The organism is Streptomyces koelreuteriae (genome assembly GCF_018604545.1).
Taxonomy (GTDB): Bacteria; Actinomycetota; Actinomycetes; order Streptomycetales; family Streptomycetaceae; genus Streptomyces; species Streptomyces koelreuteriae.
The window spans coordinates 7689194-7708428 of sequence record NZ_CP075896.1 but is presented as its reverse complement, the minus strand read 5'-3'; the positions used below and the strand labels follow the sequence as shown (position 1 = coordinate 7708428).

Below are 19235 nucleotides of genomic sequence, written 5' to 3'. Positions count from 1 at the left end.
CGAGCGGCGTCATCTCGATGAGCCCCAACGCGGCCCGCACTCCGCTGTGGAAACGCAGGCTCTCCCACACTCCCTTGTCTGCCGGTAGACGAACTCAACACCCTCACCAAGCGGCCCCGCGGGCTCCACTCGGAGCGACGTGCCCGAGCCCAGCAGCACGTACAGGGCATGTCTGATCGTCCAGGCTCCCTCGTAGCGGTTCCCGAACTTGTCCGTCTCGCCACCCGGTCGCGGTGCCCCCCCCTGCCCGTCCGGCCCCGCCGAAGGGGCCGGGCGTACGCGGACGCTACCTCGTGTATGCCGGGCGCACCGAGGAACGCTGAGCCAGCCTCATTGAGCGGGGAGGGCTCGCTACACCCTCGAGCGCCCGTCGCACATCTTCTTGCCCGGGATCCCAGAACCGTTCTTCCAGCACCACAAGTCAGGCGCCGGAGCAGGCCCCGGCCCGACCTAGTGGCGTTGGTTTCCGATGGTGATGGTGCCCTTCGTCCTGGTGCCGGTCTGGTTGTCGTAGAGGACATCGCCCGTGGACTTCTTCCAGATCTTGATGTGGAAGGTGTCCGGGCCGTCGGTGGCGGTGAGGCGGAAGGTGTAGCCGGGCTTGCCACCCACTGTGCCGGTGCCCTGGTAGACGGCCTGGGAGTTGTTGACCACGAGCCAGTCGGAGCCGGTCGAGTGGAGGGTGAGTCGGGCGGGGCCGAAGGTGAAGGTGGCCTTGCCGGTGGGGGTGGCGGCGCCCTTGCGGTACTGGGCGCGCAGGGTGAAGGCGGCCTTTCCGGTCAGCCCCGGCTTGGCCGGGTAGGCGCCGGCCGGGGAGGTGAGCGTTCCGGTGCCGGTGGCGGGGCCGGCGGCGCGGTCGTGGACGATCAGCTCCGGAAGGGTGGTCGTGGCCGTGCCCTTGTCGTCGTCGGTGACGGTGATCACCGGGCGGTGGATGCCCGCGTCGTCGTAGACGTGGGTGGCGCGGCAGCCGGAGTCGGTGATCCTGCCGGTCGTCGGGCGGCTGCCGTCCTTCCAGTCGACGGTGCAGGTGTGGCGGTCGGCCGTGCCCGGGTCGTCGAAGGAGGCGGTGACGACGGCGGTCCTGCCGACCGGGAGGGGCGAGCCGGGGCCCTTGGCGGAGGTGAGGGTCGGGGCGGCGTTGGCGACCTTGACGGTCGCGGTGTCGGTGCCGCGTCCGCCGGTCAGGGTGACCCGGAAGGTGCCGTCGTCGGTGCAGGTGAGGGTCGTGCGGGCCGCCGTGGGGGTCTTGACGGTGCAGGGGGCGCCGTCCTGGACGGTCCACTCGGGGGTGCCCGCCCCGGTGACGGAGCCGGTGAGGGTGATCGGCTCTCCCTCGGTGCCGGTGGCGTCCGGCCCGGCGTGGACGACGGTGACCGGGTCGATGCCGCCGAGGGTCGGGACGACCTTCTCGATCAGGCCGTCGGAGTCGAACTCCAGCCTGTCGATGGTGGTTTCACGGTGGGTGCCGTCGCCGCCGGGGATGGCGAAGCGGTGGTAGGCGATGTACCAGTCGTCGGTGTTCGGGACATGGACGACGGAGTGGTGGCCCGGGCCCTTGATGCCGAGGGAGAGATCCTTCTCCAGGATCACGCCCTGCTTGGTCCACGGGCCGGTGGGCGAGGGGCCGGTCGCGTAGGCGACGCGGTAGTTCTCGTCCCGGGTGTCGTTCTCCGACCACATGAAGTAGTAGGTGCTCTTGCGCTTGATGACGAAGGTGCCCTCGTTGTAGCCGCTCGGGGTGATGTCCGTGACCTTCGAGGTGTCGAGGGAGGTCATGTCGTCGCCGAGCGGGACGACGTAGGCGCGGCCGTTGCCCCAGTAGAGGTACTTCTTGCCGTCGTCGTCGGTGAAGACCGCCGGGTCGATCATCTGGCCGCGGAAGTCACCGGCCTTCAGCAGCGGCTTGCCCAGGGCGTCCTTGAACGGTCCGGTGGGTGAGTCGGACACGGCGACGCCGATGTTGGCGTCGGCGCAGAAGTAGAAGTAGTACTTGCCGTCCTTCTCGGTCATCGTGGGCGCCCAGGCCCGGCTGTCCGCCCAGCTGACGTCCGGTCCCAGGTCGAGGATGACACCGTGGTCCTTCCAGTGGACCAGGTCCGTGGAGGAGTAGGCCTTGAACTGTGTGCCGCTCCAGCCCTCGAAGCCGTCGGTCGTCGGGTAGATGTAGAAGGTGTCGCCGAAGCGCTCGATGTCCGGGTCGGCGTTCAGACCCGGCAGGACCGGGGTCTTCATGATGAGCGCCGAGACCTTCCAGGTGCGCTTCTTGCCGTCCGCCCCGGTGACTTCGTACGTCACCGGCTTGGTGAAGTCACGCACGCTGCCGGAGGCGGGGCTGATCGTCGCGCCCTCGGCGAGTGTGAACTCCGGTGCCAGGGCGGTGAGATCGGTGCCCTTCTTCATCGGCAGGGTGATGGTGCCGCCCGCGTTGTCGACCATCGCGTCGACCTTGAGTTGCGGGTGCGTCACCTTGGCGATGCCCGCCGTGTTGCCGCTGAGCTTCATGACCTCGGTGCCGGTGAGGGCGCGGTCGTAGACGCGGAAGTCGTCGACCTCGCCGCCGAAGTAGGGGTCGGCCGCGTACAGGGAGCGGCCGATGTAGCCGCTGTAGTCCTTGGCCGCGCTGTACAGCTCGGAGGGCTTGATGGTGGTCGTCGTGCGGGCCGCTTCGATGCCGTCGGCGTAGAGGACCATCGCGCCGGTGGCGCCGTTCAGCGTAACCGTGACGTGCCGCCACTGGCCGGGCGTGAGCTGGGAGCCGGCCGTCAGCTTCGACTCCGCCGACCAACTCGCCTTGGTGATGGCCGAGTAGAGGCTGGAGCCGCCGTTGGACGGGGTGGCGAACAGGTACTTGTCGCTGTCGGGGCCGAGCCCGAACAGCCACTGGAAGCTGCTGCCGCCCTTCCACTTGGCGTACGTCGACACCGTCACGCTGTCGGCGTCCTTCAGCACCCCGCCCGGGATCTTCACGTACGGCGAGCTCGACGCGTCGCCGGACATCTTGAACGAGCCGCCCTCGACGCCGGTGCCGAAGTCGGGGGTGCGGACGTAGGTGCCGTGGTGGCCGTGCCCGCTGGAGTCGCGGGCGATGCTGCCGCCCGTCTCGTCGAAGTCGTAGTGCAGGAGCAGGTCGGCCGGGATGTCCGGTCCCTCCTCGGACACGGTGACGGCGGCCCGGACGGGGATCGCGGTGCCGTCGGGCAGGCTGCCCGTCACGGTGAAGGTGCCGGCCTGGGCGTACTTCGACGCCGGTACGTCCTCCCAGGTGACCGCGACCGGACGCTTGACGCCGTCGGCGTACTCGGCGATCACCGTGGCCGGCAGGACCGGGGCGTCGCCGACCCGGGTCTTGACCGACACGTCCTCGACGCTCTTCACGATCTGGTCGGGCTGGTAGGCGCGCAGCAGCCGGTCGTACTCGGCCTGGGTGACCGGCAGCACGGTGCCGTGGCGGGGCTTGGCGGGCAGGTCGTAGCCGGTGGAGGGGGTCCAGGTGCCGGAGTCGAGGTCGGTGGTCTCGAAGGGGATGTAGCCGCGGCCGCCGAACTCGTCGAGGAAGGCGTACCACTTCTCCTCGGTGTTGGACTTGAACACCAGCGGTCCCTCGGCGGCGTTCATGGCGCCCTTGCCGATGCCCTCGGCGACCGGGGTCCAGGACGGGTTCAGGATCGAGTCGCTCTTCTCCTGGAAGATGAACTTGCTGTTGGGGGTGGAGGAGGAGTTGTTCCGCTCGTCCTTGGACAGGCGGTAGTACGTGCCGTCGTGCCGGATCATCGTGGAGTCGATGACCGAGTAGCCGCGGTCGATCCAGACCTTGGGTTCGCTGAAGGTGTGGAAATCGCGGGTGGTGGCGTACATCATGCGGTTGTACGTGTCACCTGAGTGGTCGGCGTTGTCGTACAGCTTCGACGCCCAGAAGACGACGTACTCGCCGCGCTCGGCGTCGTAGAACGCCTCCGGCGCCCAGGTGTTGCCCGCGCTGTCGGGTGAGACCTTGACCAGGCGCTGGTTCGTCCAGTGCACCAGGTCGGTGGACTCCCAGACCATGATGGACTTGCTGCCGGTGCGCTGGGAGGCGTCCCAGTCGCCGTTGCCGTAGATCCTGAGGTCGGTGGCGATCTGGTAGAACTTGTCACCCTCCGGGGAGCGGATGATGAAGGGGTCGCGCAGGCCCTTCTCGCCGAGCGTGGAGGTGAGGACCGGCTTGCCGTCGTTCAGTTCACGCCAGTGCAGCGGGTCGTCGCCCTTGCTGAGGGCGGCGTAGAGCTGTTCGCCGTCCGAGGTGCCCTCGCCGGTGAAGTAGCTGAACATGTAGCCCTTGAGGGCCGCGTCCGCGGGCAGTTCGGGCACCTTGGCCGTCATGACGCGGGACGCCTTGGCGTCGCCCTTGGCGACGGTGGCGGTCAGTTCGACGGTGGTGGCGCCGTCGCCGTGCGCGGGGCGGTGGACCCCGCCGTCGGCGGAGACGACGTCCGGCTTCGCGGAGGACCAGGTGACGGACGTGCCGTACATGCCGCTCTTGGGCAGGGTGAGGTTGCCGCGTGCGTCGTCGAGATTGTGGACCGTGAGCGCCTCGGCGGCCTCGCGGGTGGCGGCGGCGTCGTCGAGCGCCGGCCGGACCGTGACGTCGAAGGGCTTGGTGCCGGTCACGGCGCCCTTCTTCAGGGTCGCCGTGAGCGTGGCCCGGCCGTCCGGTGAACCGGCCTCGGGGCGGGTCACCTTGCCGGTGCCGGACACCACGGACGGGTTGTCGCTGTCCCAGCTGATGACGGAGCCGCCGGCCGGGCCGGTCTTCGGCAGGTCCAGGTCGGAGGTGACGCCGCTGGTGTCGCCGAGGCTGAGGGCGTCCTTGTCGTCGGCGACGCCCTGGGTGGCGACGGGGAGGGAGAGCTGCTCGACCTCCGAGCCGTCCAGTGCCCGGTCGTACACACGGAAGTCGCGTATCCGGCCCTTGAAGAGCTTGTCGCCGTCGTAGACGGACTTGCCGATGTAGTTGGCCTTGGTGGTGCCGGAGCCGATGGCGCCGGGCGTGGTGGTGACCGAGGTGTTGCGGCCGACCTCGACGCCGTCCTCGTAGAGCACGCCCGTGGAGCCGGTCTGGGCGTAGGTGATGTGCTTCCACACTCCGCGGGTCAGGTTGTGGGAGTCGGAGGGCTTGGTGGTCTGCTCGGTCGACCAGTTGCCCGTGGCGAGGGAGGTGCGGAAGGAGTTGCCGGTGGTGAACAGGTAGCCGTTGCCGCTGCCCGCGCTGGTGTTGCCGAAGCCGTAGAGGAAGTAGGGCGTGCTCTGGGCGGTGTCGATCCGTACGTCCATGGAGACGGTGATCGCGTCCATGCCCTTCATGACGTCGTCCGGCACCTTGATGTAGGTGTCGGACCCGTTGAAGGCGAGCCCCTGACCGGACGCCGACCAGTCGGCGGTGCCGTTGACCGTGCCGTTCCGGCCGTTGCCGGAGGCGTCGGTCACGGTGCCGCCGGAGCCCGCGTCGAGCTTGTACCACAGGGCCAGGCCGTCGGTGATGTCCGCGGCTTCGGCCGCCGGGGCCGCGGGGGCCTCCGGTGTCGCCTGTGCGGAAGCGGTGGGTCCGGCGAGGGTGAGCAGCATCGACGCGGCGGTCAGTCCGGCGAGTTGGCCCGCCCGGCGTCTCGCGCGGCTGCGAAGTCGTACGAATCGTGCGACGTGCGTCATGTCGGGGTTCCCTGCTGAGGCATGGCTGATGACGGACAAGGCGGAACGCGGAGCCGACGGGGCGACGGCAAGCTCTTGCCGTGGGCCTGCCGTGTTACACGCAGGTGACGTGTGTGGCGAGAGTCTCAGGCGACGCCCAGGGCAGCGTCAATAGGTTTCGAACAATGTCCGACCAGCCGAACAAGCTGGCCGGCTCACCGCGCTCGGCCCGTCTGTCCCCCAGTCCCCTACTCCGCCGCCACGATGCGCTCCACCGCGGCCGCGACCAACTGCTCGCGCTCCGCCTCCGTGAAGACGTCCGGCAGGGTGAGCTGCTCGACGATCAGCCAGTTCAGCGTCAGCATGAGCAGCTTGACGGCGACGGCGTCGCCGGGGAGGCCGGACGCCTCGTGGTAGGCGATGTTGGCGTCGACGTCGGCGCGGACGCGCTCGGTGAGGACCTTGCGCAGTTCGGGGCGGCGGGTGGCCTCGAGGCGAAGCTCCAGCAGGGCGAGGTAGCCGGTGCGGAACGAGGCGATGCGGCCGACGAGTTCGCGCATCAGCTGGGCATAAGTCTCCCGGTCGCGGCCGGCCGCCCGCTGGCGGGCGATCGTGGCCTCGTCGGGCTGGAGCCGCTCGTACACGCGGGCGCCGGCCTGAGTGAACAGGTCGTCGCGGCTGGCGAAGTAGTTGGACGCCGTGCCGACGGGAACGGCGGCCTCGGCGTCCACGGCCCGGAAGGTCATACCGCGTGCGCCTTCCCGTGCCAGCACCTCGATCGCCGCGTCGACGAGGGCCGCGCGCCGTTGGTCGTTCCGTCTCACCATTGACACCACTCCATATGTAGTACTACGTTCACACCACTTCAATCAGAGTACTACGCATGGCGGGGGCTTTATGCGCAAGCTCGTGTATTACATCGCCGTCTCGCTCGACGGCCGTATCGCCGGCCCCGGCGGCGAGTTCGACTTCTTCCCGCAGGGGGACGAGCGGCAGGCAACCGCCTACTCGACCTGGGTCAACGCGCTGTACCCGGAGACCGTCCCGACCGCCTTTCGAGCCGCCGCCGGCGTCGCCGACGCGCCCCACCGGCGTTTCGACACCGTCGTCATGGGCCTCGGCACCTACCGGGTCTCCCTCGACAACGGGATCACCAGCCCGTACGCGCATCTGCGCCAGTACGTGGTGTCCAGCACCCTCGGGCCGCACACCGACCCGGCCGTCACCGTCGTGCCGGGCGACCCACTCGCCCTCGTCCGGGACCTCAAGGGCGAAGCGGGCACCGGACTGGACATCTGGCTCTGCGGGGGCGGCCGGCTCGCGGGCGCCCTGTTGCCCGAGATCGACGAGCTGCTCATCAAGACCTATCCGGTCGTCGCCGGTGCCGGAATCCCGGTGTTCGACGGCCCCTTCGACCCCACCGTCTTCGACACCGCCGAGCGCACCGCCTTCCCGAACGGGGTCACTCTGACCCGCCTCACGCGTTGAGGGGTCGGGGGCCCGCCGTCCCCAAGTCCGGGCGTCGATAAGCTGATCAGCATGGAGATCGAGGCGGCCGGAGGGCCAGTCAGGGTGGTGTGTCCGGGGTGCGGCGGTGCCGAGGTGCGGACGGTCGAGCAGGCGCGCGGCGGCAAGGGCGCGTTGCGTGACGACCTGCACGGACGGCTGGCGCCCGGACCGGACAAGACCGGCGACGGATGCATGCACTTCGCGGAGGGCATGGTGCTGACCGGTATCGGCATCGCCCTCGTCTTCATGGGCCTCCAGCAGGACAAGCCGCTGTACACGATCGGCGGTGCGCTGCTCGCCCTGGTCTGCTTCTTCGGGACCTTCGTGGTCGTGCGCGACGACAGGCGCGAGAAGGACGCCGCCGAGGCCGGAAACCCCCGTGCGGAGCGCCTGTGGCGGCCGGCGTACCACTGCTCCGACTGCTCCTCGGTGTTCTGCCCGGGCGGCACGCCGTGGCAGGGGGTCCTCACCCCGGAGCAGTTCAAGAAACTGGTGTGGACCGAGGCCGGGTACGCCGACCAGCTGCCGGCCGGGGACAAGGCGAAGGACGCGGAGCTACCGGCGGACGTCCGGGTGCCGCCGACGCCCGCGTGAGACACGCCCGACGGCAGCGGACCCAGGCCCTGGGCGATTCCGTCGCCCCCGCCCCACCCCCACGCTCTGGCCATGCGACCACTCCCTGCTGAGCGCCTACGACTTGGCGCTCCGCGGCGCGAGGGGCTCGGCAGCCGGTTCCGGGCGGGACAGGTCGGCCAGACTGAGCAGCAGATGAGCGGACTCCGGGTGGAAATAGTTGGAGTGCGCGCCCACGGGGTTGAGACGGCTGCTCCGGAAGAGCCAGCCGGCGTCGACGTTGACGAAGACGTGGTCCAGGGAGAGGCGAGGGTAGGGCGTGTCGGCCGGCAGCAGCCGCGTCCGCCACACATCGCTCGAAGCGATCCCGGGAGTTTCGCCGGTCAGCCGCATCCCCGAGTGCCCGATGCCGGGTGCGCCCTCTTTGCGCAGGTGCCAGTACCCGGTGGCCCTGTCATGGCGTGAGTGCGTGAAGACCAAGGGACCGCCGACGGGCGAGACATGGCCGAGCGGGCCGGGTCGCAACTGCTCGAACAACGCGTCGAAGGCCGATACGGGCGCCGCCATCTGGAAGACGGTCAGGGAGTCGACGGTGAACGGACGCGCGGGGTGCGTGGGGACGCTCCATCCCAGCTTTCCGCCGTCCGCGTTTCCCGCCGCCCAGGTGACCGCCTCACACAGAAAGCGGCCGCCGAAGGAGTGGCCGACCAGATGCAGGTACTGACCGTCCGCGGTCCGCAGGGTGGCGGACCGCGGATCGCCGCGGCGGCCGTCGAGATAGCCCAGGAGGTGCCCCAGCACATGGGAGGCGTATCCGCCGCCGACGCTCATCGCGTGGGCCCGGTCGCGGATCCTGTTGTAGCCGCTGCGCGACAGTGGCGAGGAAGAGGGCCAGCGCACTACGACGGTCCACGGCGCGTAGTCGTCACCGAGTCGGGGATAGAGCCTTCTCCGCACGGCACGCTGCTGGTGCATCAGGTGCAGCAGTCGCTGAGCGTTCCGCAGCGAGTTGGCCGGACTGGTCTGCCAGCCGTGGGCGTAGACGATGATGTCGGTGGCCCAATCGGGCGGCTTGAGCCGGTCGGCGAAATGATCGTGGAGCCCGTCGGCCCGTACGGGGTCGCCCTCGGGGGAAAGCAGCCATCCGTCCTTGTCGAGGTCGACGGTGACGAAGGCCGCCTCCGTGGCGGGATGCCCGAGCCGAGCGAAACGTCTTCTCATGCGGTGCTGGCCTCTTCCGTGGTCGCGGGCAGCCGGGTGTCGAGTCCGCAGCACAGGCTGTACGCCAGGGCGAGCGGGTTGCGGTAGGTCTTGGCGAACCAGTGGACGCAGTTCTGCGCCGCTTCACCGGCCCGTCGCCGTTCCACGACGTAGTGTTCGAGGAACTTCAGGGCGAATTCGGCGCCGAAATTCTGAGGCATGCTGATGTGCGGGGCCAGGACTCCTACCGCTCCGTGTTTGACGAAGACGGAAGCGAAGCGCAGGCTGCCGTCATTTCCCGGCGCACCGGACGAGCAGACGTTGAGCAGCACGAGAGGGTGGAAGATCACCGGGGAGTCCTGTGCGCTCTCGGTGAATTGCGATCGGTAGCCGTCGATATGGTCGGGATCGAGGGGTGCGGGGTCACTCAGTCGCAGGCTGTGCCAGGAGTGACCGCCCTGGAATTCGTAACCGCCGTGGCAGAAGAAGTACATGATGTCCTCGTCGAGGACCGGCTTCCTCAAGTCCTTCAACAACTGTGCGCGCGTGAAGCGCTCCGTGACCCGGGTCCGCCGCGCGAGGAGGTCCGCGAGGTCCTTGGCTTTGGGGACCTTTTCCATCAGGCTCTCGTTCGCATTGATGCTGCTCACATGCTCGGAACGAATTCCCTCGTACCAGTAGGCCATGTCGTAGGTGTCGGGTGATGTCGTCTCGATCTGATGGCGGTGTCCCAAGAACCTGTGGAACGCGTCGCCTTCACGGGGCGGATCCGCTGTCTCGGGACCGCTGGGCAGGGCGAGCATCTGCCAGGGTATGGCCACGTCCGAGTCGAAGCGGATGCGGAGGTCTTGGTGACGGAGGAGGGCCAGGAGCTGGTCCCGGAAGGACGCCACTCGCCCATGGCCTTCGAGGAGCCGGGTGAGAAAGCGAGCACCGTGCCAGGCCAGCTCAGCGACGTTTTCCTCCACTTCCCCGTCCGGCCGGCCGCTGAGGTCGGCCACATGCGTGTAGGGCGCCTCCCTCGTTCGTCGTTCCGTCGTGCTGGGCTCGTAGTCCACGAAGCGCTGCCACTCCGCGATCAACTGGGCGCACTGCGCCGTGAGGTCCGCCCGTCCCTTGGCCAGCTCCACCGTGTGCATTCCGGTGCGCGGCTCTTGGAGCTTCTTGCCCCACATGATGATCGTGGTCCGCTGCGCTCCGGGCGGGCAGCGCAGCACGACGACGAGGTCCTTGTGTTCGCTGACGGGCGGTTCGGGAAGGCGCCGATAGCCCTGGGACGCGTTCCGTCTCGCGGTGAGGGGGATGCGGTCGTCGTCCAAGGACTCACGGCTCCAGCGTGCGGGGGGTGACGGAACCGAGTGATCCGGACGCGTCGACCTCCATCGTCGCGTCCAGCTCTTGCAGCACCAGACCGTGGTGCCGGTCGTACACCGTCAGGCGCAGATGATGGTGCCCCGGTTCGTGGGCGGTGAAGCGGAAGGTCGCCCGCTCCACGGGCGCCACCCGGTATCCGACGGCGGGTGGCGTCACGGTCGCCGCCGTGTGGGCCTGCGCGAGGAGCACGAGTTCGGCGGGCCTGCCGACGGGCAGGTGCCAGGGGTGGCCCTCGGGTACGTCGAGGGTGAAGTCCAACCGCACGGGCCGTCCCACGGTGACTCCTCGCCGGTCGCGCACCGTCAGGCGCGGGGTGCACTCCGGAACCTGCGGCGGCGATGCCGCGAGCGCCGCCGGGGGTGACGGCGGAGAGGGGGCGGGGGGCAACGGACTTGGTGTGCCGCGGCGTCGGCGGCGCCACTCGACGTAGTAGGCCCAGACGTGTGTGGCGCCCTGTGCCCCGAGCGTCACGAGGGCGTAGGCGACGCCGATGACCACGCCCTGGAGCACGAAGCCCCACCAGCCGTGGGCCTGCGACTTCCCCGCGAGGTGGATGCCGAGCATGGTGGCCAGTACGGCGACGAGAACGGCTGCCACCAGCCGTGAGGTGACCCGGGCCCCCAGTTTGAGCAGGGCGTCCCGCACGCGCTGGCCGAACGGGCGGCGGAATCGGCTGGGTACGGCCCAGTGTCCGCTGGGCGGCGGTGCGTGGCTCTGTGCCAGGCGGCGCAGGGACACCACGGCGGGATCGGCGGAGCTGCGGGCGCCGGGGTGCGGTGCCAGCAGCATGCGGAGCAGGAGGGTGAGCTCACGTTCACCGCGGACGCGAGGCGGCCGGGAGTCCGGCAGCGCCCGCAGCGGGCTCGCGGCCAGAACGCGGCGGCCCACCGCGGGGCCGTGTGCCAGCTCGTACAGCGTCATCCCCAGAGCCCAGAGGTCCCCCGCCCGACTGGGGCGTGGCGGGACGTCGCGGCTCTTGGCCTGCTCTGGCGCCGTGTAGGGGGATCCTGGGCGCCAAGGGCGTACCCATGGGCCGCCGTCGCCGAGCGGATCGGTGGTCAGACCGTATCCCGCGAGCGCCGCGGTCTGGTCCGGGCGGAAGAAGACGTTACGCGGATCGAATTGGCCGTGGACAAGGCCGGAGCTGTGTAACTCCGCGAGGGATTCCGCCAGTTCGGCGCAGATGTGTACCGCTCCCGCCGGGCCGAATCTGCCCTGCTGGCGCAGGAGATGATGCAAGGAGAGGGGCTGCACGGGATCCATCACGATCCACAGGGACCCCGCGTGTTCCACGACGTCGTGCACGTTCAGCAGGTGCTGCCGCTCGGCCGTCGGCAGGACACGGACCTGGCGCTTGAGCTCTCCCGGCAGGCCGAACGACTCCTTGGTGGGCCTGCGGTCCCGCGCCGGGGCGGCGCGAGGCCGCAGCTCCTGCACGAACACCTCCGAGTCGGTTTCCTCGTCGAAGGCCCGCCAGTACCTGGTGTTGTCGTACTCCTCCCAGACTTCCTGGAGTTGGTATCGCTCCAGCAGCATGCACGTCCTCCGCCCCCCCTGGTGAACGGGCCGGCTCCATGAGACGGCCCGTTCAATGCGACAAAGAGTAGTCGCGCATCACTGTCTGTCGGGGCGCATTTACCAGACCGCCCGGCGCCTGGGTTCGGAAGGGCGAAACGACGTCGTGCAGGCCTGTGGCACGGCCATGCTGCTCCGAGCGATGAGAGCGGGGGGACCGTGCAGGGGATTCTGGTGGGGGCCGTACTGCTGGTGTGTCTGAGTACGCCGCTGATGGGAGGGACGCAGCAGCCACGGCTGAGGTCGAAGCGGCAGACGTCCGAGTACGCGGGCGGGGCGCCGCTGGCGGTGGGGGTCGGCTCCTGGGTGATGTGGGTGCTGATGTTTCCGGTGCTCCGCGTCGGCTTCACCAGCGACAGGAACACCTGGATATGTGTCGCGTTGCTAGTGCTGTGCGTACTGGTGGCCCGGCCGATGGTGCGGATGGTGGCGCCCGCGCGGCTCAAAGGGAGCAGGATCCTGATCGCGGCACGCGCGGTCGGCCTCTGCTGCGTGGTGGCGGGTGTCATGGCACCGCTGGAGACCCAGGTCGACAAGCAGGTCGTGGCCGGAGTGACCGTGGTCTACGCGACGACCGCAGCGGTACTGGGTCTGCTGCGGGCCGTGGACCACGGCTACTTCCCGCTGGTCCTGCTGCGGACGGCCATGTGGAGGGCGCTCCTGGCCGTCGTCACCGGGTACTGGATCCACCACACCGGCGGCACCCTCGCGCCCGACCCGGACGACGCCACCGCCGGGACGCTGCTGCTCGCGGTCCTGTGGTGGTCGCTGGTGGCGCTGTCCGCCGGCTGCGCGGTGGCCGCGGCCGTCCGTCTGGTGCGCTGGCTGAGGGCCGGGCCGCCGGCCCGGCCCGCGCCGCCCGGAGTGACGTCCTGGCCACCGGCCGTCGGCGATGTGTGGACGGCCGAGCTCACCCACGACGACAACACCTACAAGGAGCGTCCGGTGGTCGTGCTGGAGCGCACCCCGGGCTTCGTCCGCGTGCTCGGCATCACCAGCGTGAACAAGTCCGACCGGCCGCGCGGCTATCTGAAGCTCCGCCCGTCCGAGTGGGAGGGCGTACTGAAGAAGGACGGCTGGCTGAACCTGGAGATCGCGCACATCCCGTACTGCGACTTCCTCTGGCGGCGCGGGGAGTGCCCGGACCGGGTGTGGGACGTGCTGTGCAAGAAGGCCGACGTACGGGAGCGGTCCGCGAAGGCGGGACCGGCCCCGGGGTTCACCTTCCGGCACCGGCTGCGGTCGGCGATGAACGCCCATGTCGGCCGTGACGCGCGCACGGTCCGTGTCGACGCCGCCGGGAGCCGGGGGCGTCGGGTGTGGACGCGGGAGAGGGTCTGACCCGAACCGCCGCCGGGCGCCCTCTGCGCACAGCGGGGTTTTCGTCATCGGCGGGTCGGAGAACATGACCTTGCAGGACCCGAAGGGACACGAACCCCATGACGGACTCGAACGACCCCGCCGCACCCGCCCTGTTCGACTACTCGCCCTGGCACTACTGGAAACAGGCCACCGCCGACGACCGCGCCCGGCAGCACCGCTTCCAGCGGACGCTGTGCGAGGCGGGCGACGAGTACGGCATCGGCGAGGACTGCTACATCTCCCCGCTGGCCGCGGTCCAGAACGAGGGGCTCCGGCTCGGACCCCGCAGCTACATCGCGGCCGGCGCCTACCTGACCGGCACGCTGCGCACCGGACGTGACTGCACCGTCAACCCCTACGCCGTGGTCCGCGGCACCGTCGAACTCGGCGACGGTGTCCGCATCGGCGCCCACACCTCCCTGCTCGCCTTCAACCACGGCTACGAGGACCCCGACACCGAGGTGTTCCGGCAGCCGATGTCCTCCGAGGGCATCCGGATCGGCGACGACGTATGGATCGGCTCCCACGTCGTGGTGCTCGACGGGATCACCGTCGCCGACGGTGCCGTGATCGGAGCGGGCAGTGTGGTGACCAAGGACGTCCCGGCCAGGGCCGTCGTCGCCGGCAACCCCGCCCGTGTCCTGCGCTGGCGCGGAGCACCTCCCGCAGGACGCCAGGGGACACCGACGGACCTGGCCGGCCGGCTCACCGCGTTCGCGGACACCGCCCGCGCCCAGGCCGACGATGTCATCGCCCGTTGCTTCGTGCCCGGCCCCGACGGCGGCGGGCTCTTCGTCGACGCTCCCGGCGGTCCGCCCACCGTGCGCGCCCAGTGCGATGCCGTGGAGATCGCCGACCTGCTTCTCGGACGCGCCCCGCTCCCCCTGTCCGCGGACGAGCAGATCGCACGACTGCGGTCCTGGCAGGACCCCCACAGCGGCATCGTCGGCGCACTCGACGAGGACGGACGCCAACGCCCCGTAGGCGCGCTCCCCTTCAGCGAGGAGACCGGCTACCACTTCCTGTGCGTCGGCTACGCCCTCGACCTGCTGGGCAGCGAGTTCGCGCATCCCCTGCACAGCGTCGCCGCGCTGACCGCCGGTGACGTCGTCGAGCATCTGGAGGCCCTGCCCTGGGAGGAGAACCCCTGGTACTGCGGCGACTGGGCCGACACCCTGGGCACCGCCCTCATGTGGAACCGCCGTAGGGAAGTCCGCGAACAGCCCGGCGCGCTCGACGCCCTGTTCGGATGGCTGCTCACCCACGCCGACCCGCACACCGGCCTGTGGGGCACGCCCAGTGCCGCGGACGGCCTGATGCCGGTCGTCAACGGCTTCTACCGCGCGAGCCGCGGCACGTTCGCCCAGTACGGTCTGCCCGTGCCCTACCCCGAGCAGACCGTCGACTCCGTGCTCCGGCACGCCCGCGACGCGCGCTACACCCGCCGGGACAGGCAGACCGCCTGCAACATCCTGGACATCGCCCATCCCCTGTGGCTGACCCGCACCACCGGCTACCGCGCCGACGAAATCGTCACCCTGGCACGGCAACTGCTCGCCGACGCGCTGAAGCACTGGGTGGACGGTGAAGGGTTCGCCTTCCGCGCCCCGCACCCCACCACCACGGGCGAGCGGCAGAACCGACCCGGCTTGCAGGGCACCGAGATGTGGCTCGCCATCATCTGGTACCTCGCCGACCTGGCCGGTGTCTCCGACGCCCTCGGCTACCGGCCACGCGGCATCCACCGGCCCGAACCAGCGCTGATCGGCACCAACAGGCACACCCGTGCCGTGTCCCGTGGAAGGGAATCCCGATAGCCGCTTCGTCAAAGCCGTCTCGACCGCGAGAACAGCCGTCTGGTTCAATGTCGATCATGTTTGACCGGCAGATGCTCACACAGCGACGTCATGTCGATCTGTCGCGTGTCTCGAGTGCCGTCTGTCGCAGCGCCGCCGCGTAGGTCGCGCGTCACCTTCCTGATACTCCGGAACGCCCCCGACGACGCTTCGTCGGGGCCCGGCCGCGCACGCCTCCGCGCGTTCTCTCCCTCCCTTTTCGCCGCGGCTGTACGCCGTGCCGTCTTCCGCCCCGCCGCCGCGCGTCCGCCGACACGCGCGCCGCCCCGCCCCGCTCTCGGAGGCCTCTCCATGCCCTCTCGCGTCCCTCCGCACGCCCTCTCCGCGGCGCCGCCCGAGCTTCTCGACCGCATCCGCGCCGACGCCGCGTCACTGGAGGCAGCCCGCGAACTCCCCTACAAAAGCGTCGACTTGGTGCGCGACAGCGGACTCGGCGCGTTGCGCGTGCCTCGGGAGCACGGTGGTGCGGGCGGTACGGTCGTCGACCTCTTCCGGCTCGTCATCGATCTGGCCGAGGCCGACTCGAATGTGGCGCAGGCGTTGCGCCCGCACTTCGGTTTCGTGGAACTGCTCATCAGCCAGGGCACCGCGGACGAGCGTGCCCGCTGGTATCCGGTGGTCGTCGCCGGTGAGCTGTTCGGCAACGCCGCGTCGGAGCGCGGCACCGCGCACCCCGGCGAGATACGGACCCGTATCACCCGGGACGGCGGGGCGTTCCGAGTGGACGGCACGAAGTTCTACTCGACCGGGGCGCTCTTCGCCGACCACGTCGTCGTGATCGCGCTCGACGACGAGGACCGCCGTGTACGGGTCGTGCTGCCGCGCTCGCGCGAGGGCGTCGAGCTGGTCGACGACTGGGACGCGCTCGGCCAGCGCACCACCGCCTCCGGTACGACGCACCTGCGGCGCGTGGTCGCGTACGACGACGAGGTCGCGGTCGACGCGACCGGACGGCAGCGCCGGACCCATCTGGGCCCGTACTACCAGCTGTTCCTGGCCGCGGTGCACACCGGGATCGCCAAGGCGGCCCTGGCGGACGCGGTGACGTACGGCCGGGAGAAGGCCCGCGCCGTGCAACACGCGGGAGTCGAAGCGGCGGTTGACGATCCGCTGGTGCAGCTCGCCGTCGGCGACATCGCGGCCGGGGCGCTGGCGGCCGAGGCCGTGGTGCTGCACGCCGCCGCCGTGATCGACGCGGCGCTCGCGGTCCCCGCCGACGACGGCGTCACCGGCGCTCCGGACGCCCTGCACGCGGCGGCCGCCACGGTGGCACAGGCTCAGGTGACCGCCGCCCGCGCCGCGCTGAGCGCGGGTGAGCGCCTCTACGACGTCGGCGGCGCGTCGGCCACGCTGCGCGAGCACCATCTGGACCGGCACTGGCGCAACGCCCGCACCGTCGCCTCCCACAACCCGATCGCGCACAAGGCGCGGGTGTCGGGCGACTGGCTGCTCAACGGCACCCCTCCCCCGCTCAACGGCTTCTTCTGAACCCTCGGAGTCCCCCATGAGCTCCTTCTGACCCCCGGAGTCCCCTCGTGAAACCGCCCTCCCGTCTCCTCCTCGCCCTCCCGCTTCTGCTCCTGGCCACCGCCTGCGGCACCGGCGAAGCCACCACGTCCGTCACGGCGCGGCCCGCCCAGGGCGGCACCCTCACCTATGCCACGGACCGCGAACCCACCTGCCTGGACCCGCATGTGGCCGGCGACATGCCGCAGGCGTACGTCGCCCAGCAGGTCCTGGACTCGCTCGTCGCACTCGACGCCAAGGGCAGGGCCCGGCCGTGGCTGGCCACGTCCTGGGACATCGCGAAGGACGGCCGGACCTACACCTTCCACCTGCGCCGTGACGTCCGGTTCACCGACGGCACCCGTTTCGACGCGGCGGCCGTCAAAGCCAACTTCGACCACATGGTCGACCCCGACACCCAGTCCGGTACGGCGGGCGGCTATCTCGCTCCCTACCAGCGGACCGACGTGCTCGACGCGTTCACGGCACGCGTCCATCTGGACCGCCCGTACTCGCCGTTCCTGAACATGCTCGCGCAGGCGTTCCTCGGCATCCAGTCGCCGAAGGCCCTCGCCCGGAGCAAGGAGGCGAACTGCGCGGCGCCCGTCGGCACCGGCCCGTTCATCGTGCGGAAGTGGAACCGGCAGTCGGACGTCGTCCTGGTCCGCAATCCGCGCTACAACTCGCCGCCGCCGTACGCGAAGCATCGTGGACCGGCCTACGCGGACAAGGTGATCTGGCGGTTCATTCCGGAACCCGCGACACGGTTCGCGGCCGTGCAGTCGGGTCAGGTCGATGTGATCGACGCGCTGCCGCCGGAGGACCAGCGGACCGCCGAGCACGACGACCGGCTGAAGGTCGTCGTGCGCGACCGCCCGGGCAATCCGACGAATCTCGCCCTGAACACCTCCCGCGCGCCCTTCGACGACCTACGCGTCCGCAAGGCGTTCCTGTACTCGGCGGATGTCGCCGACGGCCTCAAGAGCGTGTTCTTCGGCCAGTACCGGCGGGCGGGCGGCCCGCTCAGCTATGTGACGCCGCACTACTCGGACGCGCACGAGAACGCCTGGCCCTACGACCCGCAGAAGGCCGACTCCCTGTTGGACCGGGCGGGTTGGCGCGAGCGCGACGGCGACGGCTACCGCGTCAAGAACGGCGTACGCCTCACCGCCGAGGTCCTCCTCAAGTCGGACATCACCCCGAACCAGCTGGCCCTGATGGAGCAGGTCCAGGCCACCGCCAAGGACGTCGGCTTCCAGCTCAAGCTGCTGCGCCTGGACGCCGCGAGCGTCAACACCCGTTACCAGGCGGGGAAGTACGACCTGCGCGACGGCTACTGGAACACCAACACACCCGACGTGCTGCACACCGTCTTCGGCAGCGAGTACGCCGCGAGGAACGGGATCCACTCCAACGCGACGTACGCGAAGGACCCCGCCCTCGACAAGCTGTTCCGCGCCGCTCAGGCGACCACGGACCCGGACGAGCAGCAGAGGCTCTACGGCGAGGCACAGCGGCTGATCTCCGCGGGCGCCTACCAGCTGACCCTGTACCCGCAGACGACCCGCCTCGCCGCGCATCACGGCTCGGTGCGCGGCGCCGCCCTCGAACCGGCCCTGTCCCTGCCCTACCTCTACGACGCCTGGGTGAGCTCCCGATGACGACACCTCCCTTGTACCGCCGGATCCTGGTCCGCGTGGCGGGCGCCGCGCTCGTCCTGTGGGCGGCGGCCACGGTCACGTTCCTCGCGCTGCATCTGGTGCCGGGCGACCCGGTGCTCGTGCTGCTCGGCGGCGGTTCCGGAGCCAATCCGACGCCGGAGACGATCGCCGCGACGCGTCACGCGTACGGCCTCGACCAGCCGCTGTACGTCCAGTACGCGCAGCACCTCGGGCGGCTGCTCACCGGAGACCTGGGCGTGTCCACCTCCTTGAAGGAGTCGGTGGGCACGGTCATCACCGAGCAACTGCCCTCGACGCTCCAACTCACCGCGCTGGCCCTGCTGTTCGCCTGGGCGATCGGCGCCGCGGTGGTCCTCCTGTCGACCGGCAAGGGGACCGTCGGGCGGGCCCTCGGCTCCGGGCTGGAGACGGTCGCCGCTGGCCTTCCGCACTTCTGGCTCGGGGTGGTGCTGCTGTACGTGTTCGCGTTCCGCCTGGGCTGGTTCCCCGTCGCGGGCGGCACCGGGTTCGTCGGCCTGATCCTGCCCGCGCTGACCCTGGCCGTGCCGCTCGCCGGATATCTCGGGCAGGTGACGCGCGTCGCGCTCCTCACCGCCCTCGACCAGCCGTTCGTCACGTCGGCGCGGCTGCGCGGCATGAGCGCGGGGGCCGTGCGCGCCCGGCGTGCGCTGCGCCATGCGCTGCTGCCGCCGCTCACCCTGTCCGGCTGGGCGGTCGGCGCGCTGTTCTCCAGCGAGGTCGTCGTGGAGGCCGTGTTCGCGCGCCAGGGTGTCGGCCGGGCGCTGCTGAACGCGGTGATCGCCCGTGACCTGCCGCTCGTCACCGGGATCGTGCTGCTCATCGCCACGGTGTACGTCCTCGTCAACCTCGCCGTCGACCTGCTGTACGCGGTGGTCGACCCGCGCGTCCGCACCCCCCGGGAGATCTGACC

The 19235-nt window shown here is 70.2% G+C and carries 13 protein-coding genes; 8 read left to right on the top strand and 5 right to left on the bottom strand.

Features of this window, described 5'->3' with window-relative positions; all coding sequences use genetic code 11:
* Positions 1 to 450: 450 nt before the first annotated feature.
* Positions 451 to 5688, bottom strand: a complete 5238-nt coding sequence (locus KJK29_RS34720; RefSeq protein WP_215123142.1) for a family 43 glycosylhydrolase — start codon at positions 5686 to 5688, stop codon at positions 451 to 453.
* Positions 5689 to 5915: 227 nt separating this feature from the next.
* Complete coding sequence (locus tag KJK29_RS34715) at positions 5916 to 6494, bottom strand: TetR/AcrR family transcriptional regulator (protein WP_215123141.1); 579 nt, start codon at positions 6492 to 6494, stop codon at positions 5916 to 5918.
* A 70-nt stretch (positions 6495 to 6564) separates the two neighbouring features.
* On the opposite strand from KJK29_RS34715, the gene KJK29_RS34710 reads away from it, so the two are divergent.
* Both KJK29_RS34710 and KJK29_RS34705 read left to right on the top strand, forming a co-directional pair.
* Complete coding sequence (locus KJK29_RS34710; protein ID WP_215123140.1) at positions 6565 to 7155, top strand: dihydrofolate reductase family protein; 591 nt, start codon at positions 6565 to 6567, stop codon at positions 7153 to 7155.
* Between the two features lie 51 nt (positions 7156 to 7206).
* Complete coding sequence (locus KJK29_RS34705) at positions 7207 to 7770, top strand: hypothetical protein (RefSeq protein ID WP_215123139.1); 564 nt, start codon at positions 7207 to 7209, stop codon at positions 7768 to 7770.
* 96 nt (positions 7771 to 7866) lie between these two features.
* Here the strand turns inward: KJK29_RS34705 and KJK29_RS34700 are convergent, their stop codons facing one another.
* From KJK29_RS34700 to KJK29_RS34690, 3 genes are all read right to left on the bottom strand, one after another.
* Positions 7867 to 8970 carry a hypothetical protein gene (locus KJK29_RS34700; RefSeq protein ID WP_215123138.1) on the bottom strand — a complete coding sequence of 368 codons (1104 nt, stop codon included), beginning with the start codon at positions 8968 to 8970 and terminating at the stop codon, positions 7867 to 7869.
* Entirely contained in the window at positions 8967 to 10079 is a 1113-nt protein-coding gene (locus tag KJK29_RS34695; RefSeq protein WP_215123137.1) for a hypothetical protein, read from the bottom strand. The genes KJK29_RS34700 and KJK29_RS34695 overlap by 4 nt, the downstream gene beginning before the upstream one ends.
* Before the next feature lie 193 nt (positions 10080 to 10272).
* Complete coding sequence (locus KJK29_RS34690) at positions 10273 to 11859, bottom strand: serine/threonine protein kinase (protein ID WP_215123136.1); 1587 nt, start codon at positions 11857 to 11859, stop codon at positions 10273 to 10275.
* A gap of 198 nt (positions 11860 to 12057) precedes the next feature.
* Here KJK29_RS34690 and KJK29_RS34685 point away from each other — a divergent pair, with 198 nt between their 5' ends.
* The 6 genes from KJK29_RS34685 (at position 12058) to KJK29_RS34665 (ending at position 19233) form a co-directional block, all read left to right on the top strand.
* Positions 12058 to 13239, top strand: coding sequence for a hypothetical protein (locus KJK29_RS34685; protein ID WP_215123135.1), 1182 nt, complete (start codon positions 12058 to 12060; stop codon positions 13237 to 13239).
* A 98-nt stretch (positions 13240 to 13337) separates the two neighbouring features.
* Complete coding sequence (locus tag KJK29_RS34680) at positions 13338 to 15077, top strand: acyltransferase (RefSeq protein ID WP_215123134.1); 1740 nt, start codon at positions 13338 to 13340, stop codon at positions 15075 to 15077.
* A gap of 47 nt (positions 15078 to 15124) precedes the next feature.
* Entirely contained in the window at positions 15125 to 15220 is a 96-nt protein-coding gene (locus KJK29_RS39470) for a putative leader peptide (protein ID WP_370869179.1), read from the top strand.
* 187 nt (positions 15221 to 15407) lie between these two features.
* Positions 15408 to 16604 carry an acyl-CoA dehydrogenase family protein gene (locus tag KJK29_RS34675; RefSeq protein ID WP_215123133.1) on the top strand — a complete coding sequence of 399 codons (1197 nt, stop codon included), beginning with the start codon at positions 15408 to 15410 and terminating at the stop codon, positions 16602 to 16604.
* A 47-nt stretch (positions 16605 to 16651) separates the two neighbouring features.
* Entirely contained in the window at positions 16652 to 18283 is a 1632-nt protein-coding gene (locus KJK29_RS34670) for an ABC transporter substrate-binding protein (RefSeq protein WP_215123132.1), read from the top strand.
* A complete protein-coding gene (locus KJK29_RS34665; RefSeq protein ID WP_215123131.1) occupies positions 18280 to 19233 on the top strand; it encodes an ABC transporter permease in 954 nt (317 codons plus the stop codon). Before KJK29_RS34670 ends, KJK29_RS34665 begins: the two co-directional genes overlap by 4 nt.
* Positions 19234 to 19235 lie beyond the last annotated feature (2 nt).